18 protein-coding genes are annotated in these 15,985 nt (G+C 67.5%); 6 read left to right on the forward strand and 12 right to left on the reverse strand.

What is annotated here, in order from left to right:
• The 5 genes from uppS to rpsB all read right to left on the reverse strand — a co-directional run bounded on the left by uppS (position 1) and on the right by rpsB (position 3,957).
• Positions 1–741 (reverse strand): polyprenyl diphosphate synthase, encoded by a 741-nt coding sequence (gene uppS, locus EBL84_RS08415; RefSeq protein WP_223806158.1) that lies wholly within the window; start codon positions 739–741, stop codon positions 1–3.
• A gap of 80 nt (positions 742–821) precedes the next feature.
• Entirely contained in the window at positions 822–1,379 is a 558-nt protein-coding gene (frr, locus tag EBL84_RS08420; protein ID WP_123140414.1) for a ribosome recycling factor, read from the reverse strand.
• Between the two features lies 1 nt (position 1,380).
• A complete protein-coding gene (gene pyrH, locus EBL84_RS08425; RefSeq protein ID WP_123140415.1) occupies positions 1,381–2,109 on the reverse strand; it encodes a UMP kinase in 729 nt (242 codons plus the stop codon).
• Between the two features lie 72 nt (positions 2,110–2,181).
• Positions 2,182–3,069: a translation elongation factor Ts gene (tsf, locus tag EBL84_RS08430; RefSeq protein WP_123140416.1), complete on the reverse strand. Its 888-nt coding sequence runs from the start codon at positions 3,067–3,069 to the stop codon at positions 2,182–2,184.
• Between the two features lie 156 nt (positions 3,070–3,225).
• Positions 3,226–3,957, reverse strand: coding sequence for a 30S ribosomal protein S2 (rpsB, locus tag EBL84_RS08435; protein ID WP_123140432.1), 732 nt, complete (start codon positions 3,955–3,957; stop codon positions 3,226–3,228).
• 535 nt (positions 3,958–4,492) lie between these two features.
• On the opposite strand from rpsB, the gene map reads away from it, so the two are divergent.
• The 6 genes from map (at position 4,493) to dapE (ending at position 11,825) form a co-directional block, all read left to right on the forward strand.
• On the forward strand, positions 4,493–5,263 hold the full coding sequence (gene map / locus EBL84_RS08440; protein ID WP_123140417.1) for a type I methionyl aminopeptidase: 771 nt from the start codon (positions 4,493–4,495) through the stop codon (positions 5,261–5,263).
• Between the two features lie 4 nt (positions 5,264–5,267).
• Entirely contained in the window at positions 5,268–7,928 is a 2,661-nt protein-coding gene (glnD, locus tag EBL84_RS08445; RefSeq protein WP_123140418.1) for a [protein-PII] uridylyltransferase, read from the forward strand.
• Positions 7,929–8,262: 334 nt separating this feature from the next.
• Complete coding sequence (dapC, locus tag EBL84_RS08450; RefSeq protein WP_123140419.1) at positions 8,263–9,459, forward strand: succinyldiaminopimelate transaminase; 1,197 nt, start codon at positions 8,263–8,265, stop codon at positions 9,457–9,459.
• A 55-nt stretch (positions 9,460–9,514) separates the two neighbouring features.
• Positions 9,515–10,336, forward strand: coding sequence for a 2,3,4,5-tetrahydropyridine-2,6-dicarboxylate N-succinyltransferase (gene dapD / locus EBL84_RS08455; protein WP_123140420.1), 822 nt, complete (start codon positions 9,515–9,517; stop codon positions 10,334–10,336).
• Positions 10,333–10,686, forward strand: a complete 354-nt coding sequence (locus EBL84_RS08460) for an ArsC family reductase (RefSeq protein ID WP_123140421.1) — start codon at positions 10,333–10,335, stop codon at positions 10,684–10,686. Before dapD ends, EBL84_RS08460 begins: the two co-directional genes overlap by 4 nt.
• Positions 10,683–11,825, forward strand: a complete 1,143-nt coding sequence (gene dapE, locus EBL84_RS08465; RefSeq protein WP_123140422.1) for a succinyl-diaminopimelate desuccinylase — start codon at positions 10,683–10,685, stop codon at positions 11,823–11,825. The genes EBL84_RS08460 and dapE overlap by 4 nt, the downstream gene beginning before the upstream one ends.
• A gap of 30 nt (positions 11,826–11,855) precedes the next feature.
• Here dapE and minE read toward each other — a convergent pair whose 3' ends face one another.
• The 7 genes from minE to EBL84_RS08500 all read right to left on the reverse strand — a co-directional run.
• The gene (gene minE, locus EBL84_RS08470; RefSeq protein WP_005220349.1) at positions 11,856–12,131 is read right to left on the reverse strand and encodes a cell division topological specificity factor MinE; all 276 of its coding nucleotides are present in this window, start codon (positions 12,129–12,131) and stop codon (positions 11,856–11,858) included.
• 3 nt (positions 12,132–12,134) lie between these two features.
• Positions 12,135–12,944, reverse strand: a complete 810-nt coding sequence (gene minD / locus EBL84_RS08475; RefSeq protein ID WP_123140423.1) for a septum site-determining protein MinD — start codon at positions 12,942–12,944, stop codon at positions 12,135–12,137.
• A gap of 51 nt (positions 12,945–12,995) precedes the next feature.
• Positions 12,996–13,727, reverse strand: a complete 732-nt coding sequence (minC, locus tag EBL84_RS08480) for a septum site-determining protein MinC (protein WP_123140424.1) — start codon at positions 13,725–13,727, stop codon at positions 12,996–12,998.
• Between the two features lie 199 nt (positions 13,728–13,926).
• Positions 13,927–14,271: a histidine triad nucleotide-binding protein gene (locus EBL84_RS08485; RefSeq protein ID WP_123140425.1), complete on the reverse strand. Its 345-nt coding sequence runs from the start codon at positions 14,269–14,271 to the stop codon at positions 13,927–13,929.
• A gap of 78 nt (positions 14,272–14,349) precedes the next feature.
• Complete coding sequence (recR, locus tag EBL84_RS08490; RefSeq protein ID WP_123140426.1) at positions 14,350–14,946, reverse strand: recombination mediator RecR; 597 nt, start codon at positions 14,944–14,946, stop codon at positions 14,350–14,352.
• Between the two features lie 19 nt (positions 14,947–14,965).
• Positions 14,966–15,289 (reverse strand): YbaB/EbfC family nucleoid-associated protein, encoded by a 324-nt coding sequence (locus EBL84_RS08495; protein WP_062275538.1) that lies wholly within the window; start codon positions 15,287–15,289, stop codon positions 14,966–14,968.
• A 172-nt stretch (positions 15,290–15,461) separates the two neighbouring features.
• The coding region (locus EBL84_RS08500; protein ID WP_305027359.1) for a DNA polymerase III subunit gamma/tau C-terminal domain-containing protein at positions 15,462–15,985 on the reverse strand (524 nt) is incomplete at its 5' end.

The raw sequence follows: 15,985 nt of genomic DNA on the forward strand, positions 1-15,985 counted from the left end.
TCAACCCCGTCCATAGCGGCCGACCGCGCTCAGTGCCTCGACCTGCTCGCCGGTGCGGCCGAAACGGCGCTGGCGGCCGGCGTAGAAATCGAGCGCCTCGGCAAAGGCCGAGGCATCGAAGTCCGGCCACAGCACCGGACTGAAGAAGAGTTCCGAGTAAGCCGACTGCCAGAGCATGAAGTTGCTCAGACGCTGCTCGCCGCCGGTGCGGATGAAGAGGTCGGGCTCGGGGAGATCGGGAAAGGAGAGACGCTCGGCGAGTGCCGTCTCGTCGATACTGTCGGGATCGAGCGACCCGGCCTGGACATCGGCGACCAGTTGGCGCGCAGCGCGGGTGATGTCCCAGCGCCCGCCGTAATTGGCCGCCACCTGCAGATTGAGACCGGTATTCTCAGCGGTCAGCTGTTCGGCCTCGGCGATGCGTTGCTGGAGCCGCTCGGAGAAGGCGACGCGCTCGCCGATCACCCGCAACCGCACATCGTGCTGGTGCAGCCGCCGGACCTCGCCGCGCAGCGCACTCATGAACAGCTCCATGAGGATGTTGACCTCGGAGGGCGGGCGGCGCCAGTTCTCGCTACTGAAGGCGAACAGGGTGAGGGTTCCGACACCCCGACGCACGCTCTCCTCGACCACCGCGCGCACACTCTTGACGCCCTCGCGGTGACCAGCTGTACGCGGCATTCCTCGCCGCTTTGCCCAGCGCCCATTGCCGTCCATGATGATGGCGACATGAGCGGGCACCGGGGTCTCGGGGGCGGCGACGACGCCGGGAGACGTTACAGTTTCCACAATACTTGAACAGGCTGGCACCGTGCCCCTGGTCAGATCGACATCAGGTCCTCTTCCTTCTCGGCGAGGACGACATCGATCTCCTTGACGTTCTGATCGGTGAGTTTCTGCACGATCTCCTGACCACGACGCTCGTCGTCCTCGGAGATCATCTTCTCCTTGACCAGCTCCTTGAGCTCGTTGTTGGCGTCGCGACGGATGTTGCGGATCGCCACGCGCGCCTGCTCGGCCTCGCTGCGAGCGACCTTGATCAGATCGCGACGACGCTCTTCGGTGAGCGGCGGCATCGGTACGCGGATCACGGTGCCGGCGGAGTTCGGGTTGAGGCCGAGATCGGACTGCATGATCGCCTTCTCGATCGCCTGCACCAGGTTCTTCTCCCAGGGCACCACGCTCAGGGTGCGGGCATCCTCGGCGTTGATGTTGGCGACCTGACGGATCGGCACATCGGAGCCGTAGTAGGAGACCATGACGTGATCGAGCAGCGAGGGGTGGGCACGACCGGTGCGAATCTTCGCCAGCTCGTGCGACAGCGCCTCGACGCTCTTGGCCATGCGTTCTGCAGCGTCTTTCTTGATATCGTCGATCATGTTAGTTCCCGCTTACGACCAGCGAGCCGATGTCCTCGCCGCGGACCAGCCGCAGCAGGGCACCCGACTCGTTGATGTTCATTACACGCAGTGGCATTCCATGGTCCCGACAGAGCACGATCGCCGTCGTGTCCATGACCTTGAGACCCTCGCGCAGCGCCTGATCGTAGCTGATCCGGCTGTAGAAGACCGCGTCGGGGTGCTGGACCGGGTCGGCGGAATAGATGCCGTCGACCTTGGTCGCCTTGACCAGCAGTTCCGCGCCCACCTCGATCGCGCGCAGACTGGCCGCCGAATCGGTGGTGAAGAACGGATTGCCGGTGCCGGCGGCGAAGATCACCACCCGCCCCTTGTCGAGATGGCGCATGGCGCGCCGACGGATGTAGTCCTCGCAGACCTGGTTGATCTTCAGCGCCGACATCACCCGGCAGGAGACCTCCAGGCGCTCGAGCGCGTCCTGCATCGCCAGGGCATTCATCACCGTCGCCAGCATCCCCATCTGGTCGCCGGTGACGCGATCCATGCCCCGCGCCGCCAGACCGGCACCACGGAAGATGTTGCCCCCGCCGATGACGAGCGCGACCTGGACACCATCGGCCGCCAGGTCGCGGACCTCGCACGCAAAGCGCTCGAGGATATCCGGGTCGATACCGTGTCCTCCCCCACCCATCAGCGCCTCACCACTGAGTTTGAGCAGAATGCGTCGATAGGCTGGGGCGGCGGCGGTCATGCCCGGTATACCTCGTCAGGGTTGCGGTCGGGGAAAGCGTTTCTTCAGTGTCGGTCAGGATACAGCAGACGATCAGCTGCCGCGAACCTGAGCCATCACCTCTTCGGCGAAGTTCTCGGTCTTCTTCTCGATGCCCTCGCCGACCTCGACGCGCGAGAAACGACGCACCTGAGCGCCGGCCTGCTTGAGCAGCTTCTCGACCGACTGGTCGGGATCCTTGACGAAGGCCTGACCGAGCAGGGTGATCTCCTCGAGGTACTTGCGCACCCGGCCCTCGATGATCTTCTCGACGATCGCCTCGGGCTTGCCGCTCTCGAGCGCCTGTGCCTTGAAGATCTCGCGCTCCTTCTCGAGGGTCTCGGCGGGCACCTGCTCGGCGCTCACGCACAGCGGCTTGCTGGCGGCCACGTGCATGGCGATGTCGCGGCCCAGGGTGGCGTCGCCGCCGACCAGCTCGACCACCACGCCGATACGCGCGCCGTGGCTGTAGCTGTAGAGGGCACCCTCGACGTCGTCGAAACGCACCAGACGGCGCAGCTGGACGTTCTCACCGATCTTGGCCACCAGCGCGGCGCGTGCGCCCTCGACGGTGGTCTCGGCATCACCGGCGAGCGGCAGCGCGGCGAGCGCCTCGATATCGGCCGCGTCGCTGTTCAGCGCGGTGGCCACGGCGGCCTCGGCGAAGGCCTCGAAGTTGGAGTCCTTGGCGACGAAGTCGGTCTCGCAGTTGACCTCGAGCTGCACGCCGCGCTTGCCGTCCTCGGCGATGGCAACCATCACCACACCCTCGGCCGCGGTACGGCCGGACTTCTTCGCCGCTTTCGCCTGGCCGGACTTGCGCATCGCCTCGATGGCTGCCTCGATGTCGCCGTTGCTCTCGACCAGCGCCTTCTTGCACTCCATCATGCCGGCGCCGGTGCGCTCGCGCAGTTCCTTCACCAATGCCGCGGTAATCGCCATGTCTAAGCTACCTCTGCCGCCCCTGCGGGCGATTGAATTCGGGATCTCGGAAAGGGCCCGCCGTCATCATGGATGACGGCGGGCCCAGGGAATCTGTGGCGCGCCGGAGCCCCGGCGCGCCTGGTGCGGATGCGCAGCCAAGCGGCCGCGCGGGCCTTACTCCGCGCCAGCCTCTTCGGCTGCGACCGGCTCGACCTCGTCGCGACCGACCATCGCCGCGGCGGTATCACGCCCGTCGAGGATGGCGTCAGCGGCGCCGGTGATGTAGAGACGCACGGCGCGCAGGGCGTCGTCGTTACCGGGGATGACGAAGTCGACGGTGCTCGGCTCGTTGTTGGTATCGACCACGCCGATGACCGGGATACCGAGCTTGTTGGCCTCGTTGACCGCGTTCTTCTCGTGACCGACATCGATCACGAACATGGCGTCGGGCAGGCCGTCCATGTTCTTGATGCCGCCGATGCTCTGCTCGAGCTTGTCACGCTCGCGCGACAGGCCCAGGGCCTCCTTCTTGTTGAAGCGCTCGATCGAGCCATCCTCGAACATCGCCTCAAGCTCCTTCAGGCGGTTGACCGACTGACGGATGGTCTTGAAGTTGGTGAGCATGCCGCCGAGCCAACGGTGGTTGACGTAGGGCATCCCGCAACGCGCTGCCTCTTCCTTGAGCACGTCGCGCGCGGCGCGCTTGGTGCCGACGAAGAGGATCTTGCCGCCGTTGGCGGCCAGCGAACCCATGAAGTTGACCGCCTCTTCATACAGCGGCAGGGTCTTCTCCAGGTTGATGATGTGGATCTTGTTGCGGTGGCCGAAGATGAAGGGGGCCATCTTGGGGTTCCAGTACCGGGTCTGGTGACCGAAGTGGACACCGGCTTCCAGCATCTGGCGCATCGTGATCTTGCTCAAGGTATTGCTTCCTGTGATATCGGGTTGGGCCTCCACGCATCCCACGCGACAACCTGCCAGGCAGGCACCCAGTCGCATGTGTCGACGCGTGTGTGAGCAGTGGTTTCGGCGGACGATCTCGGACGACGGACACAAGGCCCGTGCGCGAGAGTCAATCGCGACCGGCGCGTATCTTGGAGGTTTGACCTGAAAAACGACAGCGAAAAACCGCAGTCTTTCGCTTGGCAAGCCTGCCTCGCACCCTCACATGAACGGGCGAAGGGTCCATGCAGTTTGCGGCAACGCGCCGCATTTTATAGCATAGGCGGCTCACTACGAGCAATTACCGATACATTCGGTCCCGCGCTGCCGAGGCATCGCGGTGTTCCCGGGGACGGCGTGAACGGTCCCCGGCGCCTCGCCATTCCGGCTCGTCCGAGCCCGGGCGTCCTCCGCCGACACAAGCCCGCACCCGGCACCTGGCCGATGGCCCCCTGAAGAAACCGATTATCATTTTTACCTGGACTCCAGCGACCAGCCGATGAGTGTGCCGATCAAGACCCCAGAAGAAATCGAGAAGATGCGTGTCGCCTGCCGGCTCGCTGCCGACGTGCTCGACATGATCGAGCCGCACGTCCAGCCCGGCGTGACCACCGAAGAGCTCGACCGCATCTGTCACCAATACATCACCGAGGAGCAGCAGGCGATCCCCGCGCCGCTCGACTATCACGGCTTCCCCAAGTCGATCTGTACCTCGGTCAACCACCAGGTCTGCCACGGCATCCCCGGCAACAAGCGCCTCAAGAAGGGCGACGTGGTCAACATCGACGTCACCGTCATCAAGGACGGCTTCCACGGCGACACCAGCAAGATGTTCTTCGTCGGCGAGCCCTCGATCCTCGCCCGCCGCCTGGTCAACGTCACCCGCGAGGCGCTGTTCGTCGGCATCGACCAGGTGCGCCCCGGCGCCACCCTCGGTGACATCGGCCACGCCATCCAGCGCTTCGTCGAGGGCAAGGGCTTCTCGGTGGTGCGCGAGTACTGCGGTCACGGCATCGGGCGCGGCTTCCACGAGGACCCGCAGATCCTTCACTACGGCTCGCCCGGCACCGGCCTGGAGCTGCGCGAGGGGATGATCTTCACCATCGAGCCGATGGTCAACGCCGGCAAGCGCCACATCAAGCAGCTCCCCGACGGCTGGACCGTGGTCACCAAGGATCGCAGCCTCTCGGCACAGTGGGAGCACACCCTGCTGGTCACCAGCGACGGCAGCGAGATCCTCACCCTGAGACGCGAGGAGCGCGAGGACTGAAGCCATGAGCGACACCGCGCCCACCCCCGCCCCACCCCAGACGCCCGACCCGCAGCCGCACCGCGCTCGCATCGACAGCTACCGGGAACGACTCAGGGCCGGGCGCGAGTCGCTCTACAGCCGCTTCGACCAGGGCGCACCGGTCACCGAACTGGTGCTCGCCCACAGCGACCTCATCGACGGCGTGCTGCGCGACCTCTGGACCGAGCATCTCGGCGACACCGAGAGCGCGGCGCTGGTCGCCGTCGGCGGCTATGGCCGACGCGAGCTGCAACCGGCCTCCGACGTCGACATCATGATCCTGGTCGCGCCCGACGCCGAGTCCCGCCTCTCGACCCAGCTCGAGATCCTGCTCACCCTGCTGTGGGACATCGGACTCGAGGTCGGGCACAGCGTGCGCAGCATCGATGACTGCGTGCGCGAGGCCGATCAGGACGTCACCGTGATGACCAACCTGATGGAGGCGCGCCTGCTCGCCGGCGGCAGCGCGCTCTATGCCCGCATGCTCGAGGTCACCAGCCCGGCCCAGCTCTGGGACAGCGCCCGCTTCTTCGCCGCCAAGACCGCCGAGCAACAGGCGCGTTGGGAGAAATACGGCGGCACCGCCTACAACCTCGAGCCCAACATCAAGGAGAATCCCGGCGGGCTGCGCGACATCCAGATGATCGCCTGGGTGGCCAAGCGCCACTTCGCCGCCAGGACACTCCACGACCTGGTCCGCCACGACTTCCTCACCGAGGCCGAGTACCACACCCTGATCGAGGGCCAGGCGCTGCTGTGGCGCATCCGCTTCTCGCTGCACCGCCTCGCCGGGCGTCGCGAGGACCGACTGCTGTTCGACCACCAGCGCGCCCTGGCCCACGCCTTCGGCTTCTGCGACGGCCCCAACAACCTCGCCGTCGAGCAGTTCATGCAGCAGTACTACCGTACCGTGCAGGAGCTCAATCGTCTCAACGAGATGCTGCTGCAGCTATTTCGCGAGGCGATCCTGCTGCGCGACGCGCTCGGCCCGCCCATCCCCATCAACCGTCGCTTCCAGTCGCGCAGCGGCTATCTCGAGGTGGTCAACTCACGGGTCTTCCAGCGCTACCCGCTGGCGCTGCTCGAGGTCTTCCACCTGCTCCAGACCCGTCCCGAGCTCGAAGGCATCCGCGCCAGCACCATTCGCCTGATCCGCGAGAACCATCACCGCATCGATACCCGCTTCCGCAACGACCTGCGCGCGCGCAGCCTGTTCATGGAGATCCTGCGCGAGCCCAACGGACTGACCCACGCGTTTCGACGGATGAACCGCTACGGCGTGCTCGCCGCCTATATCCCCGCCTTCGCCAACATCGTCGGGCGGATGCAGTACGACCTGCTCCACGTCTATACCGTCGACGAGCACACCCTCACCCTGATCCGCAACCTGCGGCGCTTCGCCATCCCCAAGCACGACGCCGAGTTCCCGCTGTGCAGCGCCATCGCCCGGCGCATCCCCAAGATCGAACTGCTCTATCTCGCCGGGCTGTTCCACGACATCGCCAAGGGGCGCGGCGGCGATCACTCCCAGCTCGGCGCCCGCGACGCCTGGGACTTCTGCCAGCAGCACAGCCTCAGCGCCTTCGACAGCCGTCTGGTGTCCTGGCTGGTGGAGAACCACCTGGTGATGTCGATGACCGCCCAGCGCAAGGACATCAGCGACCCCGAGGTGATCCAGACCTTCGCCGAGCGCATCGGCGACCCCAACCGGCTCGACTATCTCTACCTGCTCACCGTCGCCGATGCCCGCGCCACCAACCCCGAACGCTGGAACGGCTGGAAGGACGCGCTGCTGCGCGAGCTCTATCACGGCACCCGTCGTGCCCTGCTGCGCGGACTCGACAACCCCCAGGCGCAGGACGAACTGATCCAGCAGAAACAGGTCGAGGCGCTGCGACTGGTCGCGCGCTACGGCGCCGACCCCGAGGCCTGCCGCCGGCTGTGGAGCAAGTTCAGCTTCGACTTCTTCCTCCACAACTCGCCTGACGAGATCGCCTGGCAGAGTCGCCAGATCCTCTGCTCCGCCCCCGAGACCCTGCCGCTGACGGTGATCCGCCCGGTGACCGCGCGCGGAGCCAGCGAACTCTTCATCTACACCGCCGACCGCACCAACCTGTTCGGTCGCACCACCGCCATGCTCGACCAGCTCGGACTGAGCATCATGGACGCGCGAGTCATGACCACCGACGACGGCATGGCGGTGAGCAGCTACCAGGTGCTCGACCAGGGCGGCAACCCGGTCGACGGCGCACTGCGCATGGAAGAGATCCGCACCGCGCTGACCGAGGAGCTGCGGCACGAGGAGGACAGCGAGATCCGCGTCGCGCGCACGCTGCCGCGCCGTCACCGCTGTTTCCCGGTCGACACCCGGGTGAGCTTCTCCACCGACGAGCCCAACCGCCGCACCATCATGCGTCTGAGCACCCTCGACTGCCCCGGCCTGCTCGCCGAGGTCGGCGCGGTGTTCCGCGACTGCGGGGTACGGCTGCAAAACGCCAAGATCGCCACCGTCGGCGCCGAAGTCGACGACGTCTTCTTCATCACCGACACCGACGACACCCCGATCACCTGCGAGAACGCCCTCGCCTGCCTGCGCCGCGAGGTGTGCAAGCGTCTCGAACAACACACTCGGGACGAGCGCTGACCCAGGCGGCCAGCGAGAGTTTGAACCACAAAGGCGCAAAGGACGCCAAGGGGCCGAAGGGCAAGAAGGGCAGAGCTGGCCTCGCGAGGACACCACGGACCGGCGGGGCGGCGACGCCGCTCGCGGCTGGCGGCTGGTGGCTGGTGGCTGACCGCTGGTGGCTAACCGCTGACCGCTGGCCGCTTTCCCCTTCGCGTCCTTGGCGGCTTTGCGGTTCAATCCGCTGACGGCGGCGCCCCCATGGAGCCGCCCCCGCCCTTGGCCTATACTAGACGCTTTTTCCCAGCGCCCAACGTGTCCATGCGGCCCGTCGGCGAGCAGGCCTCTTGTCCCTATGAACCCGGATCTGGACCGTCTCCAATCCTATCCCTTCCAGCGTCTCGCGGCCCTCAAGCAGGGGCTGGAGCCGCCGGTCGACCGCGATCACATCGCACTCTCGATCGGCGAGCCCAAGCACCCCACGCCGAGCCTGGTCAGCGAGGCGCTGATCGCGCACCTGCACCGACTCTCGGGCTATCCCACCACCCGAGGGCTGCCGACGTTGCGCGAGGCGATCGCCGACTGGCTCGGCCAGCGCTTCGCCCTCGGCGCGACGGTCGACCCGGAGCATCAGGTGCTGCCGGTCAACGGCACCCGCGAGGCGCTGTTCGCCTTCGCCCAGGCCTGCGTGAAGCGCACCACACCGGCCCCGCTGGTGCTGATGCCCAACCCCTTCTACCAGATCTACGAGGGCGCGGCGCTGCTCGCCGGCGCCGAGCCGTGCTACCTGCCCTGCACCGCCGAGACCGGGTTCCTGCCCGATTTCTCGGCGGTCGATGCGGCGACCTGGGAGCGCTGTCAGCTGCTCTATCTGTGCTCACCGGGCAACCCCACGGGCGCGGTGGCCGACCGCGAGACCCTGGCCGAGCTGATCGCCCTGGCACACCGCCACGACTTCGTCATCGCCTCCGACGAGTGCTACTCCGAGCTCTATCTCGACGAACAGGCGCCACCGCCTGGGCTGCTGGAGGTCTCGGCGGCGATCGGCAACCCCGACTTCTCGCGCTGCGTGGTCTTCCACAGCCTCTCCAAGCGCTCCAACGCGCCGGGGCTGCGTTCGGGCTTCGTCGCCGGTGACGCCGAGGTGATCGAGCGCTTCTTCCTCTACCGCACCTATCACGGCTGCGCCATGCCGCTGCACCATCAGCACGCGAGCATCGCCGCCTGGCGCGACGAGACGCACGTGCGCGAGAATCGCGCGCGCTATCGCGAGAAGTTCGCCGCCGTCGCCGAGGTGCTCGACGGCGCGCTCCCGCTCAGTCTCCCCGAAGCGGGCTTCTATCTCTGGCCCGAGACCCCGATCAGCGACACCGAGCTGGCGCGCCGGCTCTATGCCGAGGAGCACGTCACCGTGCTGCCGGGCAGCTTCCTCTCGCGCACCGTCGATGGCCACAACCCGGGCGAGCGGCGTATCCGTCTCGCCCTGGTGGCCCCGCTCAACGAGTGCGTCGACGCCGCCCGACGCATCCGCCGCTGTCTCGCGCGACTGTGACCCGGCGCACCCGACCGAATCCGTTCCAACCTTCAGCAACGAGAGAACCGAACCCATGACCGAGCAACAATCCATCATCGTCGAGGCCTTCGAGCGCCGCGCCGAGATCACCCCGCGCGCGGTCGAGACCCATGTGCGCGACGCCATCCAGGACACCATCGAGCGGCTCGACCGCGGCGAGCTGCGCGTGGCCGAGAAGCGCGACGGCGACTGGGTGGTCAACGACTGGGTGAAGAAGGCGGTGCTGCTGTCCTTCCGCATCACCGACAACGAGTTCATGAAGGGTGGCTTCACCAACTACTACGACAAGGTGCCCTCGAAGTACGCCGACGCCAACTCGCGCGAATTCCGCGCCGGCGGGGTGCGCGTGGTGCCGCCGGCAACCGCGCGCAAGGGCGCCTACATCGCCCCCGGCTGCGTGCTGATGCCCTCCTACGTCAACATCGGCGCCTATGTCGACTCCGGCACCATGGTCGACACCTGGGCCACGGTCGGCTCCTGCGCGCAGATCGGCAAGAACGTGCACCTCTCCGGCGGCGTCGGCATCGGCGGTGTGCTCGAGCCGGTGCAGGCCGCGCCCACCATCATCGAGGACAACTGCTTCATCGGCGCGCGCTCGGAGATCGTCGAGGGCGTGATCGTCGGCGAGGGCGCGGTGATCTCGATGGGCGTCTATATCGGCCAGAGCACCAAGATCTACAACCGCGAGACCGGCGAGATCTGCTTCGGCCGGGTGCCGCCCGGCGCCGTGGTGGTCCCCGGCAGTCTGCCCGCGAAGGACGGCAGCCACAGCCTCTACTGCGCGGTGATCATCAAGCAGGTCGACGAGAAGACCCGCGGCAAGGTCGGCATCAACGAGCTGCTGCGCGACATCTGATGACCATCGTGCTCTACGGTATCGCCAACTGCGATACCGTACGCAAGGCACGCGCCTGGCTGCAGGCGCGTGCCATCGATCATCGCTTCCACGATCTGCGCGCAGACGGCATCGACCCCGAACGGCTCGACACCTGGCTCGAGACGCTCGGCTGGGAGCAGCTCATCAACCGCCGCTCGGCGACCTGGCGCCAGCTCCCGCCCGAGCAGCGCGCCGATCTCGACACGACGCGCGCCCGCGCGCTGGTGCTCGCCCACCCCACCCTGATCCGCCGCCCGCTGCTCGAGCACGGCGCGACCATCCGGGTCGGTTTCAGCGCCACGGACTACGAGACCTGGTTCCAGCAATGACCCTCTCCCCCACCCTACAGCTCGCCCACGAGCTGATCGCCCGCCCCTCCGTCACCCCCGACGACCAGGGCTGTCAGCAGCTGCTCGCCGAGCGTCTGACCGCGCTCGGCTTCCGGATCGAGACGATGCCCTGCGACGGCGTCACCAACCTCTGGGCCCGTCGCGGCGACCAGGGGCCGCTGTTCTGCTTCGCCGGGCACACCGACGTGGTGCCGCCGGGGCCGCTCGAGCAGTGGGACTCGCCCCCCTTCGAGCCGAGCATCCGCGACGGCCTGCTCTACGGGCGTGGCGCGGCGGACATGAAGGGCTCGATCGCCGCCTTCGTCTGCGCATTGGAGGCGTTCATCGCGCGTCATCCCGATCACCACGGCTCGATCGCGTTGCTGATCACCAGTGACGAGGAGGGGCCTGCGACCGCAGGCACTGTGGAGGTGATGCGCCGGCTCAGGGCGCGCGGCGAGCGCATCGACTATGCGCTGGTCGGCGAGCCTTCGAGCAGCGCACGGCTCGGCGACACCATCAAGAACGGTCGACGGGGGAGTATCAGCGGCTTTCTCAAGGTGCGTGGCAAGCAGGGACACGTCGCCTATCCGGCACTGGCGCGCAACCCCTTCCACGAGAGCGCCCGGGCGTTGGCCGATCTCGTCGCCGAGGTGTGGGACCAGGGCAACGCGCACTTCCCGCCGACCAGCCTGCAGATCGCCAACCTGAACATGGGCACCGGGGCAGAGAACGTGGTGCCGGGCGAGCTCTGCGCACAGTTCAACCTGCGCTTCTCCACCGAACTCGACGCCGCCACCATCCAACGCCGGGTGGGCGCCATCCTCGACGCCGGCGGCTTCGACTACACGCTCGACTGGCGACTCTCGGGCGAACCCTTCCTCACCCCCAGCGGCGCCCTGGTCGAGGCCGCGCGCGCGGCGATCGCCGCGCACTGCGGCATCGCCACCGAGCTGTCGACCGCCGGCGGCACCTCAGACGGGCGCTTCATCGCCCCGAGCGGCGCCCAGGTGGTCGAGCTCGGCCCGCGCAACGCCACCATCCACCAGGTCAACGAATGCGTCGGGGTCGACGAACTCGACCTGCTCAGCGACGTCTACGCCGGCATCCTCGAGCGCCTGCTCGGGGACGCGGACTGAGGCTTCGGCAGGCAACAGCGGCGGGCGCGTTCAGGGCGCCAGCCGCTGCTGCGCCGCCTCCGGCAACACGATGTTGAGCTCCAGCACCTCGTGGGCGTCTTCCTGCTCGTAGTTCACCGAGACCGCGTTCATGTCGACATCGACGTACTTGCGGATGACGTCGATGATCTCCTGCTGCAGCTTGGGCAGATAGGAGGGACGGTCGCGTGCGGCTCGATCGTGCGCCACCAGGATCTGCAGCCGTTCCTTGGCAACGTTGGCGGAGCCCTTCGGCTGCGAGGAGCGGAAGTAGTCGAGTAGGCCCATGGGTCACCCTTTGAATAGACGGCTCAGGAAGCCCTTCTTCTCCGCTTCGGTGAAGCGGTGCGGGATATCCTCCCCAAGATAGCGCGATACCGTGTCAGCGTACGCCTGGCCGGCATCACTGTCATGGTCGAGGATCACCGGGATACCGGCATTGGAGGCGCTCAGCACCGCCTTGGACTCGGGGATCACCCCGATCAGGCTCAGCGACAGGATCTCCTGCACGTCCTCGACACTGAGCATGTCGCCGTTGTCGACCCGACGCGGATCGTAGCGGGTGAGCAGCAGGTGCTCGCGGATCGGCTCATCGCCGTTCTCGGCGCGGCGCGACTTGCTCGACAGGATGCCGAGCATGCGATCGGAGTCACGCACCGAGGAGACCTCGGGATTGGTGACCACGATGGCGTCATCGGCATAGTACATCGCCATGGTCGCGCCATGCTCGATCCCGGCGGGCGAGTCGCAGACGACGAAGTCGAAGCTGTCGGAGAGCTCCTCGAGCACCCGGCCCACCGCATCCTTGGCCAGCGCATCCTTGTCGCGGGTCTGCGAGGCCGGGAGGATATAGAGATGGTCGCTGCGCTTGTCGCGGATCAGCGCCTGGTTGAGGGTTGCTTCCTCCTTGATGACATTGACGAAGTCGTAGACGACACGTCGCTCGCAACCCATGATCAGGTCGAGGTTGCGCAGTCCCACGTCGAAGTCGACCACCGCCGTGCGCTTACCCTTCAGGGCCAGCCCCATGGCCAGCGCAGCAGCAGTGGTCGTCTTGCCGACCCCGCCCTTACCCGAGGTGATTACGATGATTCTCGCCAAAGTTGCAGCCTCCTAATGGGGAGTGTTCCGTTTGTCGGTCCCCGGATCGATTCACAGTTTCTCGATGCGCAGGATCTTCTGATCGAGAAAAATCTGCACCGGGACCCCCTGCAGCTCGGCGGGGATGTTCTCGCTCACCCGGTAGTGGCCGGCGATGGCGACCAGCTCGGCCTGCAGGTCCTGGCAGAAGATTCGCGCCTCCAGGTCACCGTTGACACCCGCCATCGCGCGACCGCGCAGCGGGCCGTAGACATGGATGTTGCCGTCGGCCATCAACTCGGCCCCGGAGCTGACCGCCCCGACCACCGAGAGGTCGCCGCCGGCGGCATAGTGACGCTGTCCGGAGCGCACCGGACGGGCCACCAGCATCGAGGCGTGGACCGCCTCATCGGCGGCGGCACGCTCGGCGTTCTCGGCGTTGGCGGGACTCGGACGCGCGGCACGAGAATAGGTCTCGCCCAGCACCGCCAGCTCCATGGTCTCGGCGCTGGCGTGCTGCGCCTTGCTGCCGCCGCGCACACCGAAGGGGATCATCCCGTAGCCACGCAGCAGCCCCACCAACAACGGGAACTCGACCTCGCCGCCGGCAAAGTCGCCGAGATCGATCACGATCGGGGTGTTGCGGAAGAAATCGGGGGCCTGGCCGACCTTGGCGCTGAGTTGATTGGCCACGGCCTCCATGTCGTCACCGAGCAGTCTGAAGATCGGCAGGGTGAACCCCGCCGCCTTGAGCTCGAAGGCCGCTGCGGCCTCACCTTCGAGCGATTGTGGATTCGCTGCCATAGTGTGATCTCGAGCGTCTCGCGCCCCCAGGTCTCCATGCTGTAGTCCCGCCGGCCGCTGCAGCGCGGACGACCACCCTGTCGAGCGGCAATGCTACCCGTTCGACGCGCGCCGGCATAGAGTGAGAGGGACGAACCGTCGCCACGCGCCCGCCAGTCGGCGGTGTGACGCGACGCCACCTCCCGTCAGCCCATCGCCCTCAGCCGGGCGGCCATTGCAGCGCGCGACCACCGAGCACATGCAGGTGCAGATGGAACACCGTCTGCCCGGCACCGGCGTTGCAGTTGATCACGGTGCGATAGCCACCCTTGGCGATCCCGGCCTGCTCGGCCACCTTGGCGGCGACCAGCAACAACTTGCCGAGCAGCTCGGCATCCTCCGCACCGGCCTCGCTGAGGGTCCGGATCGGTTTGCGCGGGATCACCAGCAGATGGGTGGGCGCCTGCGGGTTGAGGTCGCGGAAGGCGACGACGTCCTCGTCCTCGTAGACGAGGTCGGCCTCGATTTCACCACGGGCGATCTTGCCGAAGATGGTATCGGTCATCCTGATGTTCGCTCCCAAGATCGAGATATCGCCCCGCTCGGGGCGGATGACCGGCGCGGCACTGGCCCGCCGGTCCCTTCAGAAGGCGCGGCGCCCGGCAAGGGCGAGCGCCAGGGTGCCACCGTCGAGCGCGTCCAGATCGCCGCCCAGGGGCACGCCCTGGGCGATCCGGGTGACCGCAACACCCTGCGCCGCGGCCAGCTCGGCGACGAACTGGGCCGTCGCTCCGCCCTCGACCGTGGGGCTGATGGCGAGTACCAGCTCGCGCACCCCGCCCTCGGCCAGCAGCGCCTCGAGCCGGTCGAGCCCGAGCTCGGCCGGACCGATGCCGTCGAGCGGCGAGAGCCGCCCGCCGAGGACGAAATAGCGCCCGCCGAAGTCGGTGGCCTGTTCGATGGCGACGACCTCGGAGGGCTGCTCGACCACGCACAGCAATCCGGCATCGCGACGGGGATCGGCGCAGATCGCACAGCGCTCGCGCTCGGTCAGGGTGCGGCAGCGATCACAGTGGCCGATGCGGGTCATCGCCTCGGCCATCACCCGCGCCAGCCGCGCCCCGCCCTCACGATCACGCTCGAGCAGGTGGAAGGCGATGCGCTGCGCCGACTTCGGCCCGACCCCGGGCAGACAGCGCAGCGCATCGATCAGCTGATCGAGCAGGGCCCGCTCGCTCATGCGCGCTCGACCAACGGGCTCAGAAGGGGAACTTCATGCCCGGGGGCAGCGGCATGCCGGCGGTCACCGACGACATGGTCTCCTTCATCTTCTCGGCGACGCGCTGGGTGGCGTCGTTGATCGCCGCGGAGATCAGGTCCTCGAGCATCTCCTTGTCGTCGCCGAGCAGCGAGGGATCGATCTCGACACGCTTGGCCTGGTACTTGCCGTTCATGGTCACCTTGACCATACCGCCACCGGCCTCGCCGGTCACCTCTTCCTCGGCCAGACGCGCCTGCGCCTGCTGCATCTCTTCCTGCATCTTCTGCGCCTGCTTGAGCAGGCCACCGAGTCCAGCTTTCATCTTGGATCTACCTCGTTGACGGATGATTGGGGACATCGCGCCCCCGGCAAGGGACAGCGCATGACGGAGCGCCGGCCCGGGGCGGTGTGCGCGTCGCGACCGGACGCAAGGATACATGGCTCGAGCGGACGCGGGGAGGCATGACAGCGGCCAGCGCCCGGCATGCGCGGACTCAGCCCTGCGGCTCGATACTGCCCGGGACCCAGTCGGCGGCGAACTGCTCGCGCATTCGCTCGGCCACCGGATCGGCGTGCATCGTCTCCTCGGCCGTGCGCTGACGCGCCTCGGCCTCGCGCACGCGGCGCTGGGCGAGCGTCTCCTGTTCGGGGCGGGCAACCTGGAACTCGAGGCGCACCGGTTCGCCGAGCGCGGCCTCGAGCGCCTCGCGCAAACGACTCTCGGCCGAGGCCACACGCAGATGCTCGACCGCCGGGTCCAGACTCAGCAGCAACCGGCCATCGGCCCAGTCGAGAAAACCACAATTGTGCGCCAGCTCGCCGGCGATACCGCGCACCCGCAACCCGGCGACGAGTTGCTGCCACTGCGCCGGGGAGCCGAGATCGGCACGGGCGGCGGCAGGCGTGGGCGGCGGCGCAACGGGCTCGGGCGCGGACGGCTCGGGGGCCGGGCTCGGGTCGGCGACCTCCCAAGGCGGCACACCAGCGGCGGGCGCACTGCCCGGCGAGGGCGCAGCTG

It is taken from the genome of Marichromatium sp. AB31 (assembly GCF_003718685.1).
GTDB lineage: Bacteria > Pseudomonadota > Gammaproteobacteria > Chromatiales > Chromatiaceae > Marichromatium > Marichromatium gracile.

Excerpts from the sequence above, each read along its gene's own strand:
- frr (WP_123140414.1), bottom strand. The coding sequence starts at position 1,379 with ATGATCGACGATATCAAGAAAGACGCTGCAGAACGCATGGCCAAGAGC.
- pyrH (WP_123140415.1), bottom strand. The coding sequence starts at position 2,109 with ATGACCGCCGCCGCCCCAGCCTATCGACGCATTCTGCTCAAACTCAGT.
- tsf (WP_123140416.1), bottom strand. The coding sequence starts at position 3,069 with ATGGCGATTACCGCGGCATTGGTGAAGGAACTGCGCGAGCGCACCGGC.
- rpsB (WP_123140432.1), bottom strand. The coding sequence starts at position 3,957 with ATGCGCCAGATGCTGGAAGCCGGTGTCCACTTCGGTCACCAGACCCGG.
- map (WP_123140417.1), top strand. The coding sequence starts at position 4,493 with ATGAGTGTGCCGATCAAGACCCCAGAAGAAATCGAGAAGATGCGTGTC.
- glnD (WP_123140418.1), top strand. The coding sequence starts at position 5,268 with ATGAGCGACACCGCGCCCACCCCCGCCCCACCCCAGACGCCCGACCCG.
- dapC (WP_123140419.1), top strand. The coding sequence starts at position 8,263 with ATGAACCCGGATCTGGACCGTCTCCAATCCTATCCCTTCCAGCGTCTC.
- dapD (WP_123140420.1), top strand. The coding sequence starts at position 9,515 with ATGACCGAGCAACAATCCATCATCGTCGAGGCCTTCGAGCGCCGCGCC.
- dapE (WP_123140422.1), top strand. The coding sequence starts at position 10,683 with ATGACCCTCTCCCCCACCCTACAGCTCGCCCACGAGCTGATCGCCCGC.
- minE (WP_005220349.1), bottom strand. The coding sequence starts at position 12,131 with ATGGGCCTACTCGACTACTTCCGCTCCTCGCAGCCGAAGGGCTCCGCC.
- minC (WP_123140424.1), bottom strand. The coding sequence starts at position 13,727 with ATGGCAGCGAATCCACAATCGCTCGAAGGTGAGGCCGCAGCGGCCTTC.
- EBL84_RS08485 (WP_123140425.1), bottom strand. The coding sequence starts at position 14,271 with ATGACCGATACCATCTTCGGCAAGATCGCCCGTGGTGAAATCGAGGCC.
- recR (WP_123140426.1), bottom strand. The coding sequence starts at position 14,946 with ATGAGCGAGCGGGCCCTGCTCGATCAGCTGATCGATGCGCTGCGCTGT.
- EBL84_RS08495 (WP_062275538.1), bottom strand. The coding sequence starts at position 15,289 with ATGAAAGCTGGACTCGGTGGCCTGCTCAAGCAGGCGCAGAAGATGCAG.